Annotated in this window: 15 protein-coding genes and 1 tRNA gene; 9 read left to right on the plus strand and 7 right to left on the minus strand. The window is 57.4% G+C overall.

The genetic code is table 11. The features are described from left to right. The first annotated feature begins 106 nt into the window (after window positions 1-106). Window positions 107-829: an amidotransferase gene (locus CKW17_RS12365; protein WP_095120023.1), complete on the plus strand. Its 723-nt coding sequence runs from the start codon at window positions 107-109 to the stop codon at window positions 827-829. Between the two features lie 108 nt (window positions 830-937). On the opposite strand, the gene CKW17_RS12370 is transcribed toward CKW17_RS12365, so the two are convergent. The 3 genes from CKW17_RS12370 to CKW17_RS12380 all read right to left on the minus strand — a co-directional run bounded on the left by CKW17_RS12370 (window position 938) and on the right by CKW17_RS12380 (window position 3,672). Next, window positions 938-1,909 carry a magnesium and cobalt transport protein CorA gene (locus CKW17_RS12370; protein WP_053116847.1) on the minus strand — a complete coding sequence of 324 codons (972 nt, stop codon included), beginning with the start codon at window positions 1,907-1,909 and terminating at the stop codon, window positions 938-940. A gap of 134 nt (window positions 1,910-2,043) precedes the next feature. Beyond that, window positions 2,044-2,766, minus strand: a complete 723-nt coding sequence (locus tag CKW17_RS12375) for a 1-acyl-sn-glycerol-3-phosphate acyltransferase (RefSeq protein ID WP_095120024.1) — start codon at window positions 2,764-2,766, stop codon at window positions 2,044-2,046. Between the two features lie 216 nt (window positions 2,767-2,982). Then, on the minus strand, window positions 2,983-3,672 hold the full coding sequence (locus CKW17_RS12380) for a crotonase/enoyl-CoA hydratase family protein (RefSeq protein ID WP_095120025.1): 690 nt from the start codon (window positions 3,670-3,672) through the stop codon (window positions 2,983-2,985). 295 nt (window positions 3,673-3,967) lie between these two features. On the opposite strand from CKW17_RS12380, the gene CKW17_RS12385 reads away from it, so the two are divergent. Together CKW17_RS12385 and CKW17_RS12390 are read left to right on the plus strand one after the other, a co-directional pair. After that, window positions 3,968-4,057 (plus strand) — tRNA-Ser (locus tag CKW17_RS12385). 143 nt (window positions 4,058-4,200) lie between these two features. Continuing rightward, window positions 4,201-4,521: a YbjQ family protein gene (locus CKW17_RS12390; protein WP_095120026.1), complete on the plus strand. Its 321-nt coding sequence runs from the start codon at window positions 4,201-4,203 to the stop codon at window positions 4,519-4,521. A 60-nt stretch (window positions 4,522-4,581) separates the two neighbouring features. Here the strand turns inward: CKW17_RS12390 and CKW17_RS12395 are convergent, their stop codons facing one another. Continuing rightward, window positions 4,582-4,866, minus strand: a complete 285-nt coding sequence (locus CKW17_RS12395) for a hypothetical protein (RefSeq protein ID WP_095120027.1) — start codon at window positions 4,864-4,866, stop codon at window positions 4,582-4,584. Between the two features lie 240 nt (window positions 4,867-5,106). Between CKW17_RS12395 and CKW17_RS12400 the strand changes: the two genes are divergently transcribed. The 4 genes from CKW17_RS12400 to CKW17_RS30360 all read left to right on the plus strand — a co-directional run bounded on the left by CKW17_RS12400 (window position 5,107) and on the right by CKW17_RS30360 (window position 6,836). Further along, window positions 5,107-5,295 carry a hypothetical protein gene (locus CKW17_RS12400; protein WP_095120116.1) on the plus strand — a complete coding sequence of 63 codons (189 nt, stop codon included), beginning with the start codon at window positions 5,107-5,109 and terminating at the stop codon, window positions 5,293-5,295. Between the two features lie 322 nt (window positions 5,296-5,617). After that, window positions 5,618-5,989, plus strand: a complete 372-nt coding sequence (locus CKW17_RS12405) for a hypothetical protein (RefSeq protein WP_038366883.1) — start codon at window positions 5,618-5,620, stop codon at window positions 5,987-5,989. A 137-nt stretch (window positions 5,990-6,126) separates the two neighbouring features. After that, entirely contained in the window at window positions 6,127-6,546 is a 420-nt protein-coding gene (locus CKW17_RS12410) for a YMGG-like glycine zipper-containing protein (protein WP_007914081.1), read from the plus strand. Between the two features lie 122 nt (window positions 6,547-6,668). Continuing rightward, a complete protein-coding gene (locus tag CKW17_RS30360; RefSeq protein WP_176470065.1) occupies window positions 6,669-6,836 on the plus strand; it encodes a hypothetical protein in 168 nt (55 codons plus the stop codon). 300 nt (window positions 6,837-7,136) lie between these two features. Here CKW17_RS30360 and CKW17_RS30745 read toward each other — a convergent pair whose 3' ends face one another. Further along, window positions 7,137-7,532: an Imm50 family immunity protein gene (locus CKW17_RS30745; protein ID WP_095120029.1), complete on the minus strand. Its 396-nt coding sequence runs from the start codon at window positions 7,530-7,532 to the stop codon at window positions 7,137-7,139. Further along, complete coding sequence (locus CKW17_RS30750) at window positions 7,532-12,319, minus strand: RHS repeat-associated core domain-containing protein (protein ID WP_095120030.1); 4,788 nt, start codon at window positions 12,317-12,319, stop codon at window positions 7,532-7,534. The genes CKW17_RS30745 and CKW17_RS30750 overlap by 1 nt, the downstream gene beginning before the upstream one ends. Before the next feature lie 245 nt (window positions 12,320-12,564). Between CKW17_RS30750 and CKW17_RS12430 the strand changes: the two genes are divergently transcribed. Beyond that, window positions 12,565-13,260, plus strand: coding sequence for an HAD-IA family hydrolase (locus CKW17_RS12430; protein WP_095120031.1), 696 nt, complete (start codon window positions 12,565-12,567; stop codon window positions 13,258-13,260). 74 nt (window positions 13,261-13,334) lie between these two features. On the opposite strand, the gene CKW17_RS12435 is transcribed toward CKW17_RS12430, so the two are convergent. After that, complete coding sequence (locus CKW17_RS12435; protein ID WP_095120032.1) at window positions 13,335-14,081, minus strand: 3-oxoacyl-ACP reductase family protein; 747 nt, start codon at window positions 14,079-14,081, stop codon at window positions 13,335-13,337. 127 nt (window positions 14,082-14,208) lie between these two features. Between CKW17_RS12435 and CKW17_RS12440 the strand changes: the two genes are divergently transcribed. Next, window positions 14,209-15,135: a LysR family transcriptional regulator gene (locus CKW17_RS12440; protein WP_095120033.1), complete on the plus strand. Its 927-nt coding sequence runs from the start codon at window positions 14,209-14,211 to the stop codon at window positions 15,133-15,135. The last annotated feature ends 46 nt before the right edge of the window (window positions 15,136-15,181 follow it).

Genomic DNA, 15,181 nt, shown 5'->3' on the forward strand with positions numbered 1-15,181 from the left:
GGGCTATGTTTCAGGAGCAGTGCGCATTCCGGGGCTTGCCTTGCCAGGGTGTTTCAAGGCAGGCTCTGGAGTGTTCATTATTCCCATCACGTGTCAGGTATTTTTTATGTCGCTACGCATCTGCATTCTGGAAACCGACATCCTGCGTCCGGAACTGGTCGATCAATATCAGGGTTACGGGCAGATGTTCCAGCGCCTGTTCTCGCAGCAACCGATTGCCGCCGAGTTCACCGTCTACAACGTGATGCAGGGCGAATATCCAAGCGACGGCCAAACCTTCGACGCGTACCTGGTCACCGGCAGCAAGGCCGATTCGTTCGGTACTGATCCGTGGATTCAGACCCTCAAGGAATACTTGCTGACGCGTTACGAGCGCGGCGACAAACTGCTCGGCGTGTGCTTCGGTCACCAACTGTTGGCGCTGCTGCTCGGTGGCAAGAGCGAGCGCGCGACCCAGGGTTGGGGTGTTGGCACCCACAACTACAAACTGGCGGCCAAGGCGCCATGGATGAGCCCGGTACGCGAAGAGTTGACGCTGCTGATCAGCCATCAGGATCAGGTCACAGCGCTGCCGGAAAACGCGACGGTTATTGCTTCCAGCGATTTCTGCCCGTTCGCGGCCTACCACATCAACGATCAAGTGCTGTGCTTCCAGGGGCATCCGGAATTTATCCACGATTATTCGCGAGCGCTGCTGGATCTGCGTCAGGGAGCGTTGGGTTCGCAGATCTACACCAAGGGCGTGGCCAGCCTCGAGCAGGAACACCATGGTGCGACGGTTGCGGAGTGGATGATGCGTTTTGTGGCGCATAAGCCAGAAACTGTCTAAGGCCAAAAGCTTCGCGAGCAGGCTCGCTCACACATTGGATTTTCGGTGCGCCACCGATCAATGTGGAAGCGAGCCTGCTCGCGAATGTTCCAGACAACTCGGTCTGCTCTACAACCACCCCGATTTCTTGAAGCTCGCCCACAAACTTACACATCCCACCGCAATAAACCCCAGCACGCCGAAATAGCCGTAGTGCCAGCTCAACTCCGGCATGTTCTGGAAGTTCATCCCGTAAATCCCCGCTACCGCCGTCGGAAACGCCAGGATCGCCGCCCAGGCAGCAAACTTGCGCTGTACCACGCTTTGCCGTGATGCCTCGAGCAACACACCGATCTCGATGGTCTGGCTGGCGATGTCGGCCAAAGTGCTCAGGTCTTCCATCTGCCGCGTTACGTGGATCTGCACATCGCGGAAATACGGGCGCATATTCTTGTCGATAAACGGGAAGCTCAGCTTCTGCAGTTCCTCGCCAATCTCCACCATCGGCGCCGCGTACCGACGCAGGCGCACGACATCGCGGCGCAAGCCATGCAGCTTCTGAATGTCGCGTTCATTCAGCGCGCTACACAACACGTTGCGTTCCAGTTCATCGATTTCGGCATGAATCGCTTCGCCCACCGGCTGATAGTTCTCGATGACGAAATCGAGCAACGCATACAGTACGAAATCTTCCCCATGCTCCAGCAGTAGCGGGCGCGCCTCACAGCGTTGGCGGACATGGGCGTAGGACGCCGAGTGACCGTTACGCGCGGTGATGATGTAGCCCTTGCCGGCAAAGATGTGCGTCTCGATAAATTGCAGAACGCCGTTTTCGCGAATGGGCGAGTAGGTGACGATAAACAGAGCGTCGCCAAAGGTTTCCAGTTTCGGTCGACTGTGTTTTTCCAGAGCATCTTCGATGGCCAGTTCGTGCAGGTTGAACTGACGTTGCAGGTTGGAAAGCTCTTGAGCGTCCGGCTCTTCCAGACCGATCCAGACAAAGTGACCGGTTTTCGCGGCCCAGGCAGCGCCTTCGTCGAGGGAAATATTGGTGACTTTCTTGCCTGCGCTATACACCGCAGCAGCAACAACTCGACCCATGGTGGTGATTCACTTCTTCTTGGCAGGTGGCAGGGAATACAAGGCTTCAGCTTAGCCTTGTCGCTGCTTGAGAGTCAGTGAAATCTGTACAGTTCACCGGGCAAAAGAAAACCCGCACAGGGCGGGTTATCTTTTCAGGCGGCTTGCAGTTGCCGATCCATCGACTCAATGCACTCGCGCATCTGTTCGCGGCACTGATTGATGAGCATGGGCATGTCATCCATGGTCAATCCGGCTGTGGGAATTGCCGGCAACGAGCGTATGAGGATTTTCCCGCTGCGCCAGCGATTCAGACGCATGTGCTTGATGTAACTGCTGACGCAGACCGGAACGATCGGTACTCCGGCGGCGATCGCCATCTGGAATGCACCTTTCTTGAATGGCAGCAATTCTTCACCGAGGTTGCGCGTGCCTTCCGGGAATACCCAGATCGAGGTGTCTTCGTTCTGCAAGGTATTGGTCGTGGTGAGCATCGATTGGCGTGCCTTGTGCGCATTGCCACGGTCGATCAACACATTGCCGGCCAGCCAGAACAATTGTCCGAACAGCGGTACCCATTTCAGGCTCTTTTTGCCGATGCACACGGTACGGCGTGGCACTACGTTGCCAAATACGAACAGGTCATAGTTCGATTGGTGGTTGGCGATGATCACGCAGCTGTCGGGTTTGTTCAGCAAACCGCTGACATCGGATTTCACCCGTAAACGCAAAATACACATCGCCGGCAATGCGTAGAGGCGGGCGCACAGACGGCTGTTGTCCGGATTGAACGGGCGGCATATCCCGAGGATCACCCCGAGCACACCCGCTAAAATAAAGTGCAGGCCCATCAACAACATACGAAACAGGAACAGCATTTTCAGGCCCCACCGGGACAAAAGGTGGCGCAGTGTACGGATGTGCACTGTTTTCGGCAATTGCCGCTATAGAGTCCGGAGATGGCCGATGTTTAAGCGCATGTTTCCAAATGGAGGGTCAGACCTGTCCTAGAGCTGTCGCAGACTTTTAAACCTTGCGCGTAAGAAAAAGCCCGACACGACGGTCGGGCTTTCTTTACGTTCTTGAATCCAGGCTTAGCCCAGATGCTCCTGATCCTGGATGATCGCGTTATCCAGCGCTTCCAGCAGTGCCTTACGGACTTTCAACTTGGTGTTCTTGTGCGCGAGCATGTTGATCTTCTTCAACTGACGCGCAGCGGCGAGAGCAGCACCTTGCAGTTCCTCGGCGGCAACCACCTTGTCGAGGAAGCCGGCATCCACGGCGCTTTTCGGATCGAACATCTCGCCGTTGATCACCGAGCGGTGGAACGCCGAGCGACGCAGGCGATCACGGGCGAGCTCGATACCGGCGTGGTGCATGGTCATGCCGATCTGCACTTCGTTCAGACCGATGCTGAACGGGCCGTCGACACCGATACGGTAATCGGCAGACAACAGAATGAAAGCGCCCTTGGCCACGGCATGACCCGGGCAAGCGACGATCACCGGGAACGGGTGAGAGAGCAGACGACGGGCCAGCGTCGAACCGGCAGTCACCAACGCTACCGCTTCTTTAGGGCCGGCTGTCATCACCTTAAGATCATAGCCGCCGGACAAAATCCCAGGCTGACCGGTGATGATCACGATGGCACGATCAGTCACCGCCTGATCCAGCGCCGCGTTGAATGCCGCAATCACGTCCGGAGAAATGGCATTGACCTTGCCGTTGCTCAAGGTCAGGGTCGCGATACCGTCTTCGAGGTGGTAGGAAATCAACTCACTCATGACGCTATTCCTTGTAAGAAAGATGGGCAGACGTTACCCACCGCCGCAGGCCAGGTAAAGCGCCGTGACTGACCCGCCAGTCACCGTTTCACGGCCCATCCAGCGTGGCGAGGCATTGCGCTTCTATATAGAAGGGCCGCTCCCACCGAAGATTGGCCGGTTTGCCATGGCCTGCCAGCGGGCAAAACGACTTTTTCTCTTAACCGCATGAAAATTCTGAAAAAAAGTTTGCCATCGGAAAAGCTTTCGACTACATTAGCGCGCCTCGACAGACAGAAGATGTTTGAAGAGATACGGTGAAGTGTCCGAGTGGCTTAAGGAGCACGCCTGGAAAGTGTGTATACAGGAAACTGTATCGAGAGTTCGAATCTCTCCTTCACCGCCACATTCAGTACACAAAACCCCTGATTTCGAAAGAAGTCAGGGGTTTTGTGGTTTCTGGCGTCTGGATTTTATTGGCTGTGCAGTGATGTCTGCTGTGACCGAATACAATTGCGGGCTTATTTATCAGTAAAGGGACGACATTTCATGATCATTTCCACCACTCACACCATCGAAGGCCGGCAGATCACTGCATATCTGGACATTGTCAGTGCCGAGTCGGTGCAGGGGGTCAATGTGATCCGTGACATGTTTGCCGGTATGCGCGATTTTTTCGGGGGGCGTTCGCAGACGCTGGAGCGGGCGTTGAAGGAGGCGCGTATTCAGGCGACTGAGGAAATCAGGGAGCGGGCGCGTGCTCTGCAGGCGGACGCGGTGGTCGGAGTGGACTTCGAGATCAGCATGCCCGGCGGCAAGGGCGGGATGGTTGTGGTGTTTGCGACGGGGACGGCCGTGAAGTTGCGCTGAATGTTGATCGCCAGGCAAGTGAGCCCATCAAGATAATGAATGGGCTCTTTTTCTATGCCATCAGCCCTGTGGCTTGAGGATCACAGCGCCTTTAGCGTCATAGGTCAGCGGCGTGTCGATGGCGACAAGCGCAGGTGTGTCGGAAGGTTGACTCGGTTGCACCGGCTGGCTTGGATGGTAAATGACGCCAGGCTGCAGAACCGGCGTATCGGGGCCCGGATATTTGATGGTGATTTCACCGGAAGCGATCTTTTCCTTGAATTTTTCCGCCCCGGCTTTGCCGGCTGCGATTTGTTCGTCCGTGAGCTTTACGACGGGTAGATTCGGGAATCCGTTGATTTGCATGTTCTCTCCTTGAGATTCATTTGTATGAAGAAGGGCAACGGCCTGCCTCCGGAATTCTTTAGTAATGCGGGACCAACGGTTCATCGTCGAGTTTGATTTTTGTAGGCCATTCGTCGGGCTTCAGTTGATATGAACAACAAGTCCAGGAATGACCGACTAGTCTCAAAAACCATGGAGGTCGATATTTTTTCAGGCAAAAGGTTTTTTGCCGGTCTCGGCCTGTTACGAAGGGGCGAAGATATGACTGATCCGTATATCGAAGACGATGGCGCTGAGTTTTCCTTCAACAACTGCGTACGGTGCGGCCAGACCGAGTACCAGTCAGGTTTTGGCGAGGATCCGGTGCAGATCGGCAAAATCAAATCCACGGCACCGAAAGGACCGAAGGCGAAATTTCTCCCCAAAGTCACCCCGCGAGCCAGAAAATAATCTTTGTCTGAATAACCCCGTCATCGAGCGGGGTTTTTTATGACTGTGCGTGTGAAGAAATTTCTTACAGTTGATGACGGCAAATCAATTTGCTTTCACAAACTTTTCACGTCTACCGCAGTAGGGTGAAGCCATCCGTTAGAAAGCAAGTCTCCAGCCCGTCTCCCCAGCGGGCTTTTTTTTGCCTGTCATAAAACCTTTTCCAGAATCGCTGTCCAATCGGCGCTGAGCGCGCGAAGCCTCTGATTTTGGCTGGACTTTTGCGCGGCGACGGCATTAAATCCCGGCCCTTTTTGTCATCCCTATTTTTGAGGTTTACGTCATGCGTTTAACACTGCCCGCTCTGGTTCTGGGGCTTCTGGTTGCTCAAGGTGCAATGGCTGCCGGCGATGGTACTGCGGCGCTGGGCGGTGGTCTGGGTGGCGCGCTGGGTAATGTCGTCGGCCAGAAAATGGGCGGCAGCACAGGCGCGGCAATCGGTGCTGGCGTAGCAGGCGCGGCGGGCAGCGCTATGGCAGCGCGCAAGGGTAGCCGGACCAAAGCGGCGATTGGCGGCGGTGTTGGCGCGGCCGGTGGTTCGGTGATCGGCAACAGCCTGGGCGGCAAGACTGGCGCCACGATTGGTGCAGGCCTGGGCGGTGCGGCTGGCGGCGCAGTGGGCAGCAACTTGTCCAAAGGTCACAAGCGTCACTGAGACTGATCCTTTGTCAGAATAAGCCCGGCTCGATGTCGGGCTTTTTCATGGCTGAACGTTTTCCCCGTTCGACTCTCCAATCTCACATAGGCCCATGTCTGGGCGGACTGTCCCGCTTCGGGAACTGTGAGGTTCATATGCGCTTGTCATTATCTGCACTGTTTTTTGGTTTGCTGGTAGCACAAGGGGCGATGGCCGCTGGTGATGGCACCGCCGCTGTGGGTGGCGGCCTGGGCGGCGCGCTCGGTAATGTGGTCGGTGGACAACTCGGTGGCAGTACTGGCGCGGCGGTAGGTGCAGGCGTTGGTGGCGCGGCCGGCAGTGCCGTCGGGGCGAATAAACGCAATCGCACCGAAGCTGCCATTGGTGGTGGTCTCGGCGCGGCGGGCGGCTCGGTCGTCGGCAACAGCCTCGGCGGCTCTACGGGTTCGACCATTGGCGCGGGGTTGGGCGGCGCGGCGGGTGGTGCGGTCGGTAATAACCTCGGTGACGATGGTGGATCTCATTCGGGCGGCGGTCATAAGCACAAGAACAAACATAAAAACCGCCATCATTGATGGTGGGTTAAACGGAAACCCGGCATTTTGCCGGGTTTTTTGCATTTGCTCGTCGGACTCCGGAACGATTGGTTGTAGGGCTTTTCGAACGTCATACACGCCACGAGATGATGAGGTTTGCCATGACTCCCGAAACTGAAGGCAAGGAAGAGAAAGGCTCGAGTGGACTGCCGTTTATCAATGACCCGGGGAATGAGGATCCGGGGTCGTTGATTGATGATGCGACGGTGCCGTTGAATGATTCGGATGAGGCGGATATGGAGTATGAGGATGATGGGGACGATCAGTGATCGGATGTTCGTGAAGATTTGAGAGTTTTAATCCGATTTCAAGGGCCTGAGTTCAACAGGCCCTACAGAGGTATTGGTGACTCAAAAAGGCTGCTTGTCAGTCATTGGAAGTCGGTGAAGCGAATCCAGGTAGAGGCGATTTTTTTGTTGTGCTAAAAATGTAATGTGTCTGAATCTCAAGTTAGAGGTTTTAACCTATCTAGGTTTATGCTGAGCTAGTGAATGTTGAACTGGTTTCGGTATATGCATGAAGTTGTTTGATGGCTCCCGGCAACGAGACCACCCGTCGCTCAACGAAATTCAGAAACGCAAGTCTGTTAGATATACGCTAGGTTCTCTCAGTCTTAATGATGACGTGGTGAATGTTATATTCGAAGTGCTTGATACAGCGGAAATCATATATCTGTCCCCAATGCTTTGTATGGATAGATGTAAGTTTTTTTGAGTTGGAATGTTGGATGTCGTCAAATCTCTAATTTCACCGCATGTTAGTCCGATTCGGCACGCATTGTAGCCTATGGTTTCCCATTTTTTCGGGGGGGTGTCCGGAGTTTCTCTAATATCAAATGCCAAGGTCAACGTTGAAAGATTGTTGTCCATGTTTAAAGCAAATAGCTTGACCTCGCCAATAGATATATTCCTGCTGAATACCATGTTGAAGAATTTGCTGCCTTCTATCTCATTCCAGTATTTCATTATCGTCCCTTGAATGGGTAATGATCGTTCGTGTTTTTTACTTTGCCGTTGCGTGTGTCATCCGCGGGTCGTATGTTTATGTGAGGTCCTTGATCTCCTCGATTATTTATATCTCCATATTTATGTCCCGCTGAGTGGTCTTGGAGTATCAATATAAAACCATCCTCTCGGGTGAATCTATATTCTCTGGTTATAATCGGCTTTCCGCTGCTGTCTAGAATGTTATTTCCTTTTCTATCCGTCATGTTGGCATAAGTGAACTGCTTCTGCCTGCCACTTACCTCATCAATTTGAATGTCAGGCTGTTGCCCTTTCGGTATTCCGGCATCAACTTTTGCCTGCCTGAATGCGCCGCGCCTGGAAACCTCTGGGAGCTCAACTTCATCAGGTTTTGGACAATTGATCGATTTTCGACCTTTGGGTGGACAATTGGAACTCAACCCCAGCGGATCCACCCACCCCGTCGGATTCGGCACGTACTGGTACTGATTCAAGCCACCGGCCAACTTGATCGGATCCGGCGTCAGATACCGCCCCAGCCTCGGGTCGTAATACCGGTGCCGGTTGTAATGCAGTCCGCTTTCCGCATCGAAATACTGCCCCTGAAAGCGCAACGGCTGGTTCAGGTAGTCTTCGCCGGCCAGGGTCAGTGCGGCGACTTTGCCGTATGCGTCGTATTGCGCGGACCAGACGATGTCGCCGCTGTAGTCGGTGAGTTCCTGCGGGGTGCCGAGGTGGTCGAGTTGGTAGTAGAAGGGGCAGGCTTTTTTCGGGCCTTTGCCGTCGAGCAATGCCAGCGGGCGGAAGGTGCCGGGTTCGTAGACGTAGCTGCGGTATTCGTGTTCGCTGCTTTCGGCGACGAGGTGGTCGCCCTGCCAGAAGAACTCGGTGGTCTCGCCGTTGACGGTTTTGCGGATGCGTCGGCCGAAAGCGTCGTAGCGGTAACTGGCGGTCTGGCCGTCGGGGCGGGTCAGGCCGATCAGGCGGTGCTGGCAGTCGTAGCGGTATTCGGTGACGAGTGTTTGTCCGCGACCACGGCGTTCGCGGATCAGGTTGCCGAAGGCGTCGTAGTCGTAATGGCGGTCTCCCTGCATCAGCAGGCGGTTGCCTTTGATCTGGCTGGGGCCGGGGCGGTCCTGCATCAGCAGGTTGCCGGCCGGGTCGTGGGCGAAGCTTTCCGGCAGTTCGTCGCGTGAGTGACGAACGCTGATCAGGCGATCGAGGGCGTCGTAGCCGTAGGTACGCTGGCCGTGGCGGCTGTCGGCGATGTGCGCCAGATTGCCGTTGGCGCTGTAGGCATAATCGCGGCGGTACAGTGAGTCGTGCTGATGGCCTACAGCGTGGGCGAGTAATCGTCCCTGATCGTCGTAGGCATATTCGCTGAGCAGCAGACCTTGCTGGCGTTGTTGTTCGCGGCCCGACTGGTAGACATGCCGGGTCAGCGATGCGCCATTGAGGTCGATGGCGGCCAGCGCCCCGCCCTTGGCGTAGTGATAGTCGAGTTTGCTGTTGTCCGGCAGGCGCATGCGCTGGAGCTGGCCGCAGGCGTCGTAGCGGTAGCGCAGGGTGCCCCAGCCCTGATGTTCGGTGATCAGCCGGTCCTGACGGTCGTACTCGAAGGCCAGCGGGTGTTGCTGACCGTCGTCGACCCCAATCAAACGGCCGAGGCGGTCGTATTGGTAGGTGACCTCGATGCCGTCGGGCAGGGTTTTGGCCAGAAGACGCCCGGCAGCATCGCGCTCATAAGCGGTGAGCAAACAAGAGCCGTCATCCCCGAACTCGGTCTTCTCCAGCAGATGGCCGTTGAGGTCGTAGGCGTACGCCGTGCGGCGGCCGTCAAAACCGCTTTCCTGACGAATCAGCCCGGTCGGCGTGTAGTCGATCCGGTATTTTTCCCCGGATTCGTTTTCGATCTCGGTGAGCAGCAGTTGCGCATGGTCGTAGCGGTACTGCACCCGTGTGCCGTCGGGGTTGATCCGGCGCGAAACCAGGTGCAGGTCGTCGTCGTATTCGTAGCGGGTGATGCGCCCCAGTTCATCACGCTCGGCGGTGACCTGACCGTAGGCGCCGTAGCTGTAGGCGCGGGTGCTACCGGTAGGAAATGTCGTCTGAATCAGTCGGCCAACGGCGTCCCAATGCTGACGGGTGACCGCACCGTGTTCGTCTGCGGTGGTGGTCCGCCGCCCCAGTGCATCGTAGGAAAAACGCCGCACGCCGCCGTCGGGCAGGGTTTCCTCGGTCAACTGGCCGAGGGCATTCCAGACCAGCCGATGCCGGCTGCTGTCCGGGTAGCGGATCGACAGCAACTGACCCCGGGTGTCGTAGTAGTAATGGGTGACCTGGCCGTCAGGATCGACCGCTTCGGTGACATCACCCTCGGCATTGCGCCGGTAGATCCACACCGCCTCGCCGCGCGAACGCCGGTACAGGAAACCGTTGCGATACTCGTAGGACGTTGGCGCGTCAGCCGGCGGAATCAGCGCCACCAGCCGTCCGACCTCGTCGTAGCGATATTCGGTGACCGCGCCCAAGGCATCCTGCTCGGCAATCAGCCGGCCCGCATCGTCATACGCCTTGAACTGCTCGCCACCGTCCGCCGAGACTTTACGCACCAGCCGCGCACGCTCGTCGTGGACGTAGGTTTCTTCAGTGCCATCGACGTAATGCACCGCGACGCTGCCGTCGTCCTTCCAGACGTAACGGGTGTCCATCTGCGAAAACGACGCCCAGTGACGCACGCAACGCGCCGCTTTCCCCGAGCGCTCCCACTCCCAGAAGAAACTCGCGCCGCCGGCCAGTTGCCGCTGCAGGATTACGTGGGCGTCGTCGTAGTCGTAACGCTCGCTGTCACCGACGGCGTTGCTCGCTTCGATCAGGTGCTGGTAGGCGTCGTAGCGGTAACTGACCAGCGCTTGTTCAGTTACCCACTCCGCGTTCTGAAAAACCTGGTAATCCACACCCAGCAACTGCGCCCGGTCATATCGCAACAGCAGCGAACGCCCGGCGCCGTTGTCCAGTCGCTGCACCCGGTCAGACCGATCGCGCTGCACCGTCAGACGATTGCCATAGGCATCGCTGATCGCCGTCAGTCGTCCTGCACGAAAGTGATAAAAACGCGCCGTGTCCCCGGCCAGCGCGAGAATCAGTTCCTCCGGCTCATCGCCAAGAAAAATCGCCGCCCGCGACAGGCTGTTGTGAATCGCCGGTCGCGCCGCACTGGGCAACGGAAACCGCGTACGCCGGTTTTCGTGATCGACCCAAACCACCTCATCAGCGAAAAACTCCAGCCGATGCGCCAGCGAATGACTCCAGCCAAACCCCAACCCGACATCAATCTCGACGGCGCTCGAGCGATACAACCGCGTGAACTCAAACGGCAACACGCCATCGAGCACGGCATCAGTCAGGGTCAGCAGTTCCTCGCCAGTGACCATCGACACCGGACAACCGTTGGTGCAGGTACGCGGCACGCAATCAGCGCTGTCGCCGTTGGGGTTTTTCGACTGATCCGGCGAGTCGTCATGCGGCTCATGCCGCTCCAGCCGGCTCGAACCGCCAGACTTGTCACGGACAACAGGCGCCGGATTCGGCACCGTCAACACCAGCGAATCGGCCTGACGAATGTTCAGCGGTATCGCCGGTGTCGGTTTCAACTCAACGTCACGCACATTGAGCATCAGCGGCTTCAAAACGCTGGCATGCCGCGTCAAATCCGCCGAGGACGTCAGTTCGGCCAAGCGCAACGCCGAAGCCGCCAGCCATTCCCGCGCCCGTGGCGACTTGACCTTCGCCAGCACCTTGCTGCTCAAACGCAGTGGCACGCCGACGCCACCCGACAACCCCATCAGCAGAAAACTGACCAGCAGTTCGGCCCGCACCTCGGCCACCACTTCGGCCAGGTATTGCGGCGGCAGCATCTTCAGCCAACTGGTAAACGCGGCCATATGAATGAACAGCAACGGTTCGTCACTGAGGACCAGCAAGCCGTTGGCAATGGCGTCGCTGGAGGCATTCAATAACGCCTCAAGCTCGGCCTCGCTGAGGTACTCCAGCAATTTTTCGCTGTTGGCCTGCAGGTCTGCGAGGAGGGCGAATACCTGTTTGATGTCATCCCAAACGCCGTTCAGGGCTTTCTCGAATCCACGCCAATCGGCCTGTTGCAACTGACCGTAACGCTCAAGAAATCCAGCGCTGGAAAACTCCGTCCACTGTGGTTGAAACCCTGCCCACTCAGCGCGCAGCCAGTCTTCCAGGCCTGCAATGACACTTTCATAAGAGGCATACAACGCACGCACATGGTCGGTGGACACATCGGGAAAGAAGGTGATGCGATAACGCTGGCCCCGATCGCAATCGGTCACCTGCAGAATGCCGCTGGGGCCGATGGTGTAATGCAGTGGTTCGCCGAAAGTCAGCACGCCGCCGACATCGGCAAGCACCGGTTCGAGCGTCACCGGCGTATCGCCGATCGGCACGAACCGCGCGGCCTCGAACATATGCACCAGCGTCAGCGACCCGCTGGCCGAGCACATGACCACCGATGAACTGAGCGGTTGGCGCGACTTGATCGGCGCGCTGAGGCGCACGTCGTTGCCGACGGTGAAGACCTGCTCGACATCCAGCGCGGTGCCTGTCCAGAACTGCTCGGCCCAGGCGTCGTAGTGGTTCAGGCACAGGCGGAATTCGCGGATCAGGTGTTCGAAGTCCGGCTCGTCCGGGTTCAAAGCAGCAACAACGAGCAGGCCGATGCTGTTGTTCAGGGCCAGCAGCCGATCGGTTGGAAGCATTCGTAGTCTCTCGCGCACATCAAAAAGGTGCGGGGACTTTGCGGGGGATCAATCAGGAAAGAAGTCGGGCGAGTAGGCGATGTCTGTAGGATGTTTCGCTAAATACTTGCGAGTCGTTCATCGCTGCAACGGACATTGCCCGTTGCTCAATGTCTGCCGCGCTCGTTATGCTGCTGAACCCTTTAATCAGATCCGAGCAGCGGCGCTACCTGCCGCCTGGGATGTCTTTGTTAACGGATCCGATGATGAATGCACCGCTGAAGGCGTTCGGCCCGATCAAGGCCGTGATTTTCGATATGGACGGTTTGCTGCTGGACACCGAGGGCATTTATACCGAAGTCACCTCGCTGATTGTCGGGCGCTATGGGCGAACCTTCGACTGGAGCATCAAGCAGAACATCATTGGTCGCGGGGCCAATGATCTGGCCAATTACGTGGTGCAGGCGCTGGACCTGCCGATCACCGCCGAAGAGTTTCTGGTGATCCGCGAGCCGTTGATGCGTGAGCGTTTTCCCACCGCACAGGCGATGCCGGGTGCCGAGGAATTGATCCGCCATCTCAAGGCGCACAACATTCCCATCGCTGTGGGCACCAGTTCATCGCGGCAATCGTTCGGTCAGAAAACCACGCTGCACCGCGACTGGTTTGCGTTGTTCGATTTCATTGTGACGGCGGACGATCCGGAAGTCGGCGCGGCCAAACCGGCACCGGATATCTTCCTCACCGCCGCCCGGCGTCTGGGCGTCGCGCCTGAAGATTGCCTGGTGTTCGAGGATTCGCCGTTTGGTGTGACCGCAGCGAAAGCCGCCGGCATGACTGCGATCGCCATCCCCGATGCCGCCATGGCCGATGAAAAATACGCACACGCTGACGGGATTCTTCGCACACTGAAGGCGTTCACTCCGAGTGCTTGCGGCTTGCCGGCGCTGGAATGGGCGTAAACATCTGACACAAAAAAACGCCGCCCCTGCGTAAAAAGAGGGGCGGCGTTTTTCGTTCAGTCGACTCACATAAATCAGGCGCCGAAACCACCATCGATGGTCAGGCTGGCACCGGTGATGTAACCGGCTTCCGGGCCTGCCAGATAGGCGACGAAACTGGCGATTTCTTCGGCTTTGCCGTAACGACCCACAGCCATCAGTGGGATCAGGCTTTCAGCGAAGTCACCGTGCGCCGGGTTCATGTCGGTGTCGACCGGGCCGGGCTGCACGTTGTTGACGGTGATGCCGCGTGGGCCGAGGTCGCGGGCCAGGCCTTTGGTCAAACCGACCAGCGCCGATTTGCTCATTGCATACACACCGCCACCGGCGAAGGGCATGCGGTCGGCGTTGGTGCTGCCGATGTTGATGATGCGTGCGCCTTCGCCCATGTGTTTGGCGGCTTCCTGGGAGGCGATGAATACGCTGCGAATGTTGATCGCTACGGTCTGGTCGAAGTCTTCAAGTTTGAAGTCTTCCAGTGGTGCGACGGCCAGCACGCCAGCGTTGTTGACCAGAATGTCGAGGCGGTCAAAAGCTTCGACGGTGGCGCTGACGGCGTGGCGGATGGCAGCGGCATCGGCGCTGTCGGCCTTGATCGCCAAGGCTTTGCCACCGTTTGCGGTGATGCTGTTCTGCAGCTCTTCGGCTTTTGCGCTGGAGCTGACGTAAGTGAAGGCTACAGCGGCGCCTTCAGCGGCCAGACGTTTGACGATGGCTGCGCCGATACCACGGGAACCGCCTTGAATCAGAGCGACTTTGCCGCTGAGGTGTTGAGTGGTCATGTTCGATCTCCAGAGTGTTCAAGGCGGGAATGCCTTGGTGTTGGTGGCGAGTATCGGCGTGGTATCGACAACTGTGTAGACCATGATTGCTATAGTCTGTGTAAACCAGAAGTTTATAGTGACGATCATGGAAACCTTCAGCAGCATTGAATGCTTCGTGCGCAGCGCCGAAGTCGGCAGCTTTGCCGAGGCCGCACGACGCTTGAGTCTGACCCCGGCAGCCGTCGGCAAAAGTGTGGCCAAGCTCGAAGTGCGGCTCGGCGTGCGGCTGTTCCAGCGTAGTACACGCAGCCTGACGCTGACCGAGGCCGGGCAACTTTTCCTCGATCAGGTGAGTGGCAGTTTGACGACGATTCAAAATGCCGTAGCCAATCTGTCCAGTGTTGAAGGGCTGCCGGCGGGAACGCTGAAAGTCAGCATGGGCGCAGCATTTGGCTGTCTGCATATCGTGCCGATGCTCGGTGAGTTCCTGCGACGATATCCGGCGATTAATCCGGACTGGCATTTCGATAATCGACAGGTCGATCTGATCGCCCAGGGCTTTGATGCGGCCATCGGTGGCGGTTTCGAATTGCCGCAAGGCGTGATCGCACGCAAGTTGAGCCCGGCGCACCGGATATTGGTCGCGTCCACCGACTATTTACAGGCCAATCCCGAGATCATCGAACCGGACGACCTCAGCCATCACGACGGCATTCTGATCCGCTCGCCGCAAACCGGACGCGTGCGTTCCTGGCAATTGACCGGACGTAATCCACAGAACTGTCAGCCGTTGATGCTCAAGGCGCGAATGACCATGAGTGATTCCGAGGCGGCTTGCAGGACTGCAGCACAAGGCTTGGGAATCGCGCTGGTGAGCATGCCGTTTGCGGTGGGCTATCTGGAGGCGGGGACGTTGCAGCGAGTGCTGCCGGACTGGTTTGTTGATGATGGCAATATTTCGATTTACTACGCCGAGCATAAATTGTTGCCGGGCAAGACTCGGGCGTTTGTGGATTTTTTGATTGAGCAGTTTGCGGAGCGGGGGTTGGCGCGGCGGTTCAGTGCGATTTGAACAAGGCTTTAGACCGAGTCGCTGCCTTCGCGAGCAGGCTCGCTCC

It is taken from the genome of Pseudomonas sp. Irchel s3f10, from assembly GCF_900187515.1.
Taxonomy (GTDB): domain Bacteria; phylum Pseudomonadota; class Gammaproteobacteria; order Pseudomonadales; family Pseudomonadaceae; genus Aquipseudomonas; species Aquipseudomonas tensinigenes.

What these genes read in the sequence shown, in the direction of transcription:
- CKW17_RS12395 (WP_095120027.1), bottom strand. Translation starts at nt 4,866, where the DNA reads ATGCAAATCAACGGATTCCCGAATCTACCCGTCGTAAAGCTCACGGAC.
- CKW17_RS12435 (WP_095120032.1), bottom strand. Translation starts at nt 14,081, where the DNA reads ATGACCACTCAACACCTCAGCGGCAAAGTCGCTCTGATTCAAGGCGGT.
- CKW17_RS12440 (WP_095120033.1), top strand. Translation starts at nt 14,209, where the DNA reads ATGGAAACCTTCAGCAGCATTGAATGCTTCGTGCGCAGCGCCGAAGTC.
- CKW17_RS12405 (WP_038366883.1), top strand. Translation starts at nt 5,618, where the DNA reads ATGCGTTTAACACTGCCCGCTCTGGTTCTGGGGCTTCTGGTTGCTCAA.
- CKW17_RS12375 (WP_095120024.1), bottom strand. Translation starts at nt 2,766, where the DNA reads ATGCTGTTCCTGTTTCGTATGTTGTTGATGGGCCTGCACTTTATTTTA.
- CKW17_RS12400 (WP_095120116.1), top strand. Translation starts at nt 5,107, where the DNA reads ATGACTGATCCGTATATCGAAGACGATGGCGCTGAGTTTTCCTTCAAC.
- CKW17_RS12380 (WP_095120025.1), bottom strand. Translation starts at nt 3,672, where the DNA reads ATGAGTGAGTTGATTTCCTACCACCTCGAAGACGGTATCGCGACCCTG.
- CKW17_RS12370 (WP_053116847.1), bottom strand. Translation starts at nt 1,909, where the DNA reads ATGGGTCGAGTTGTTGCTGCTGCGGTGTATAGCGCAGGCAAGAAAGTC.
- CKW17_RS30360 (WP_176470065.1), top strand. Translation starts at nt 6,669, where the DNA reads ATGACTCCCGAAACTGAAGGCAAGGAAGAGAAAGGCTCGAGTGGACTG.
- CKW17_RS30745 (WP_095120029.1), bottom strand. Translation starts at nt 7,532, where the DNA reads ATGAAATACTGGAATGAGATAGAAGGCAGCAAATTCTTCAACATGGTA.
- CKW17_RS12430 (WP_095120031.1), top strand. Translation starts at nt 12,565, where the DNA reads ATGAATGCACCGCTGAAGGCGTTCGGCCCGATCAAGGCCGTGATTTTC.
- CKW17_RS12390 (WP_095120026.1), top strand. Translation starts at nt 4,201, where the DNA reads ATGATCATTTCCACCACTCACACCATCGAAGGCCGGCAGATCACTGCA.
- CKW17_RS12410 (WP_007914081.1), top strand. Translation starts at nt 6,127, where the DNA reads ATGCGCTTGTCATTATCTGCACTGTTTTTTGGTTTGCTGGTAGCACAA.
- CKW17_RS12365 (WP_095120023.1), top strand. Translation starts at nt 107, where the DNA reads ATGTCGCTACGCATCTGCATTCTGGAAACCGACATCCTGCGTCCGGAA.
- CKW17_RS30750 (WP_095120030.1), bottom strand. Translation starts at nt 12,319, where the DNA reads ATGCTTCCAACCGATCGGCTGCTGGCCCTGAACAACAGCATCGGCCTG.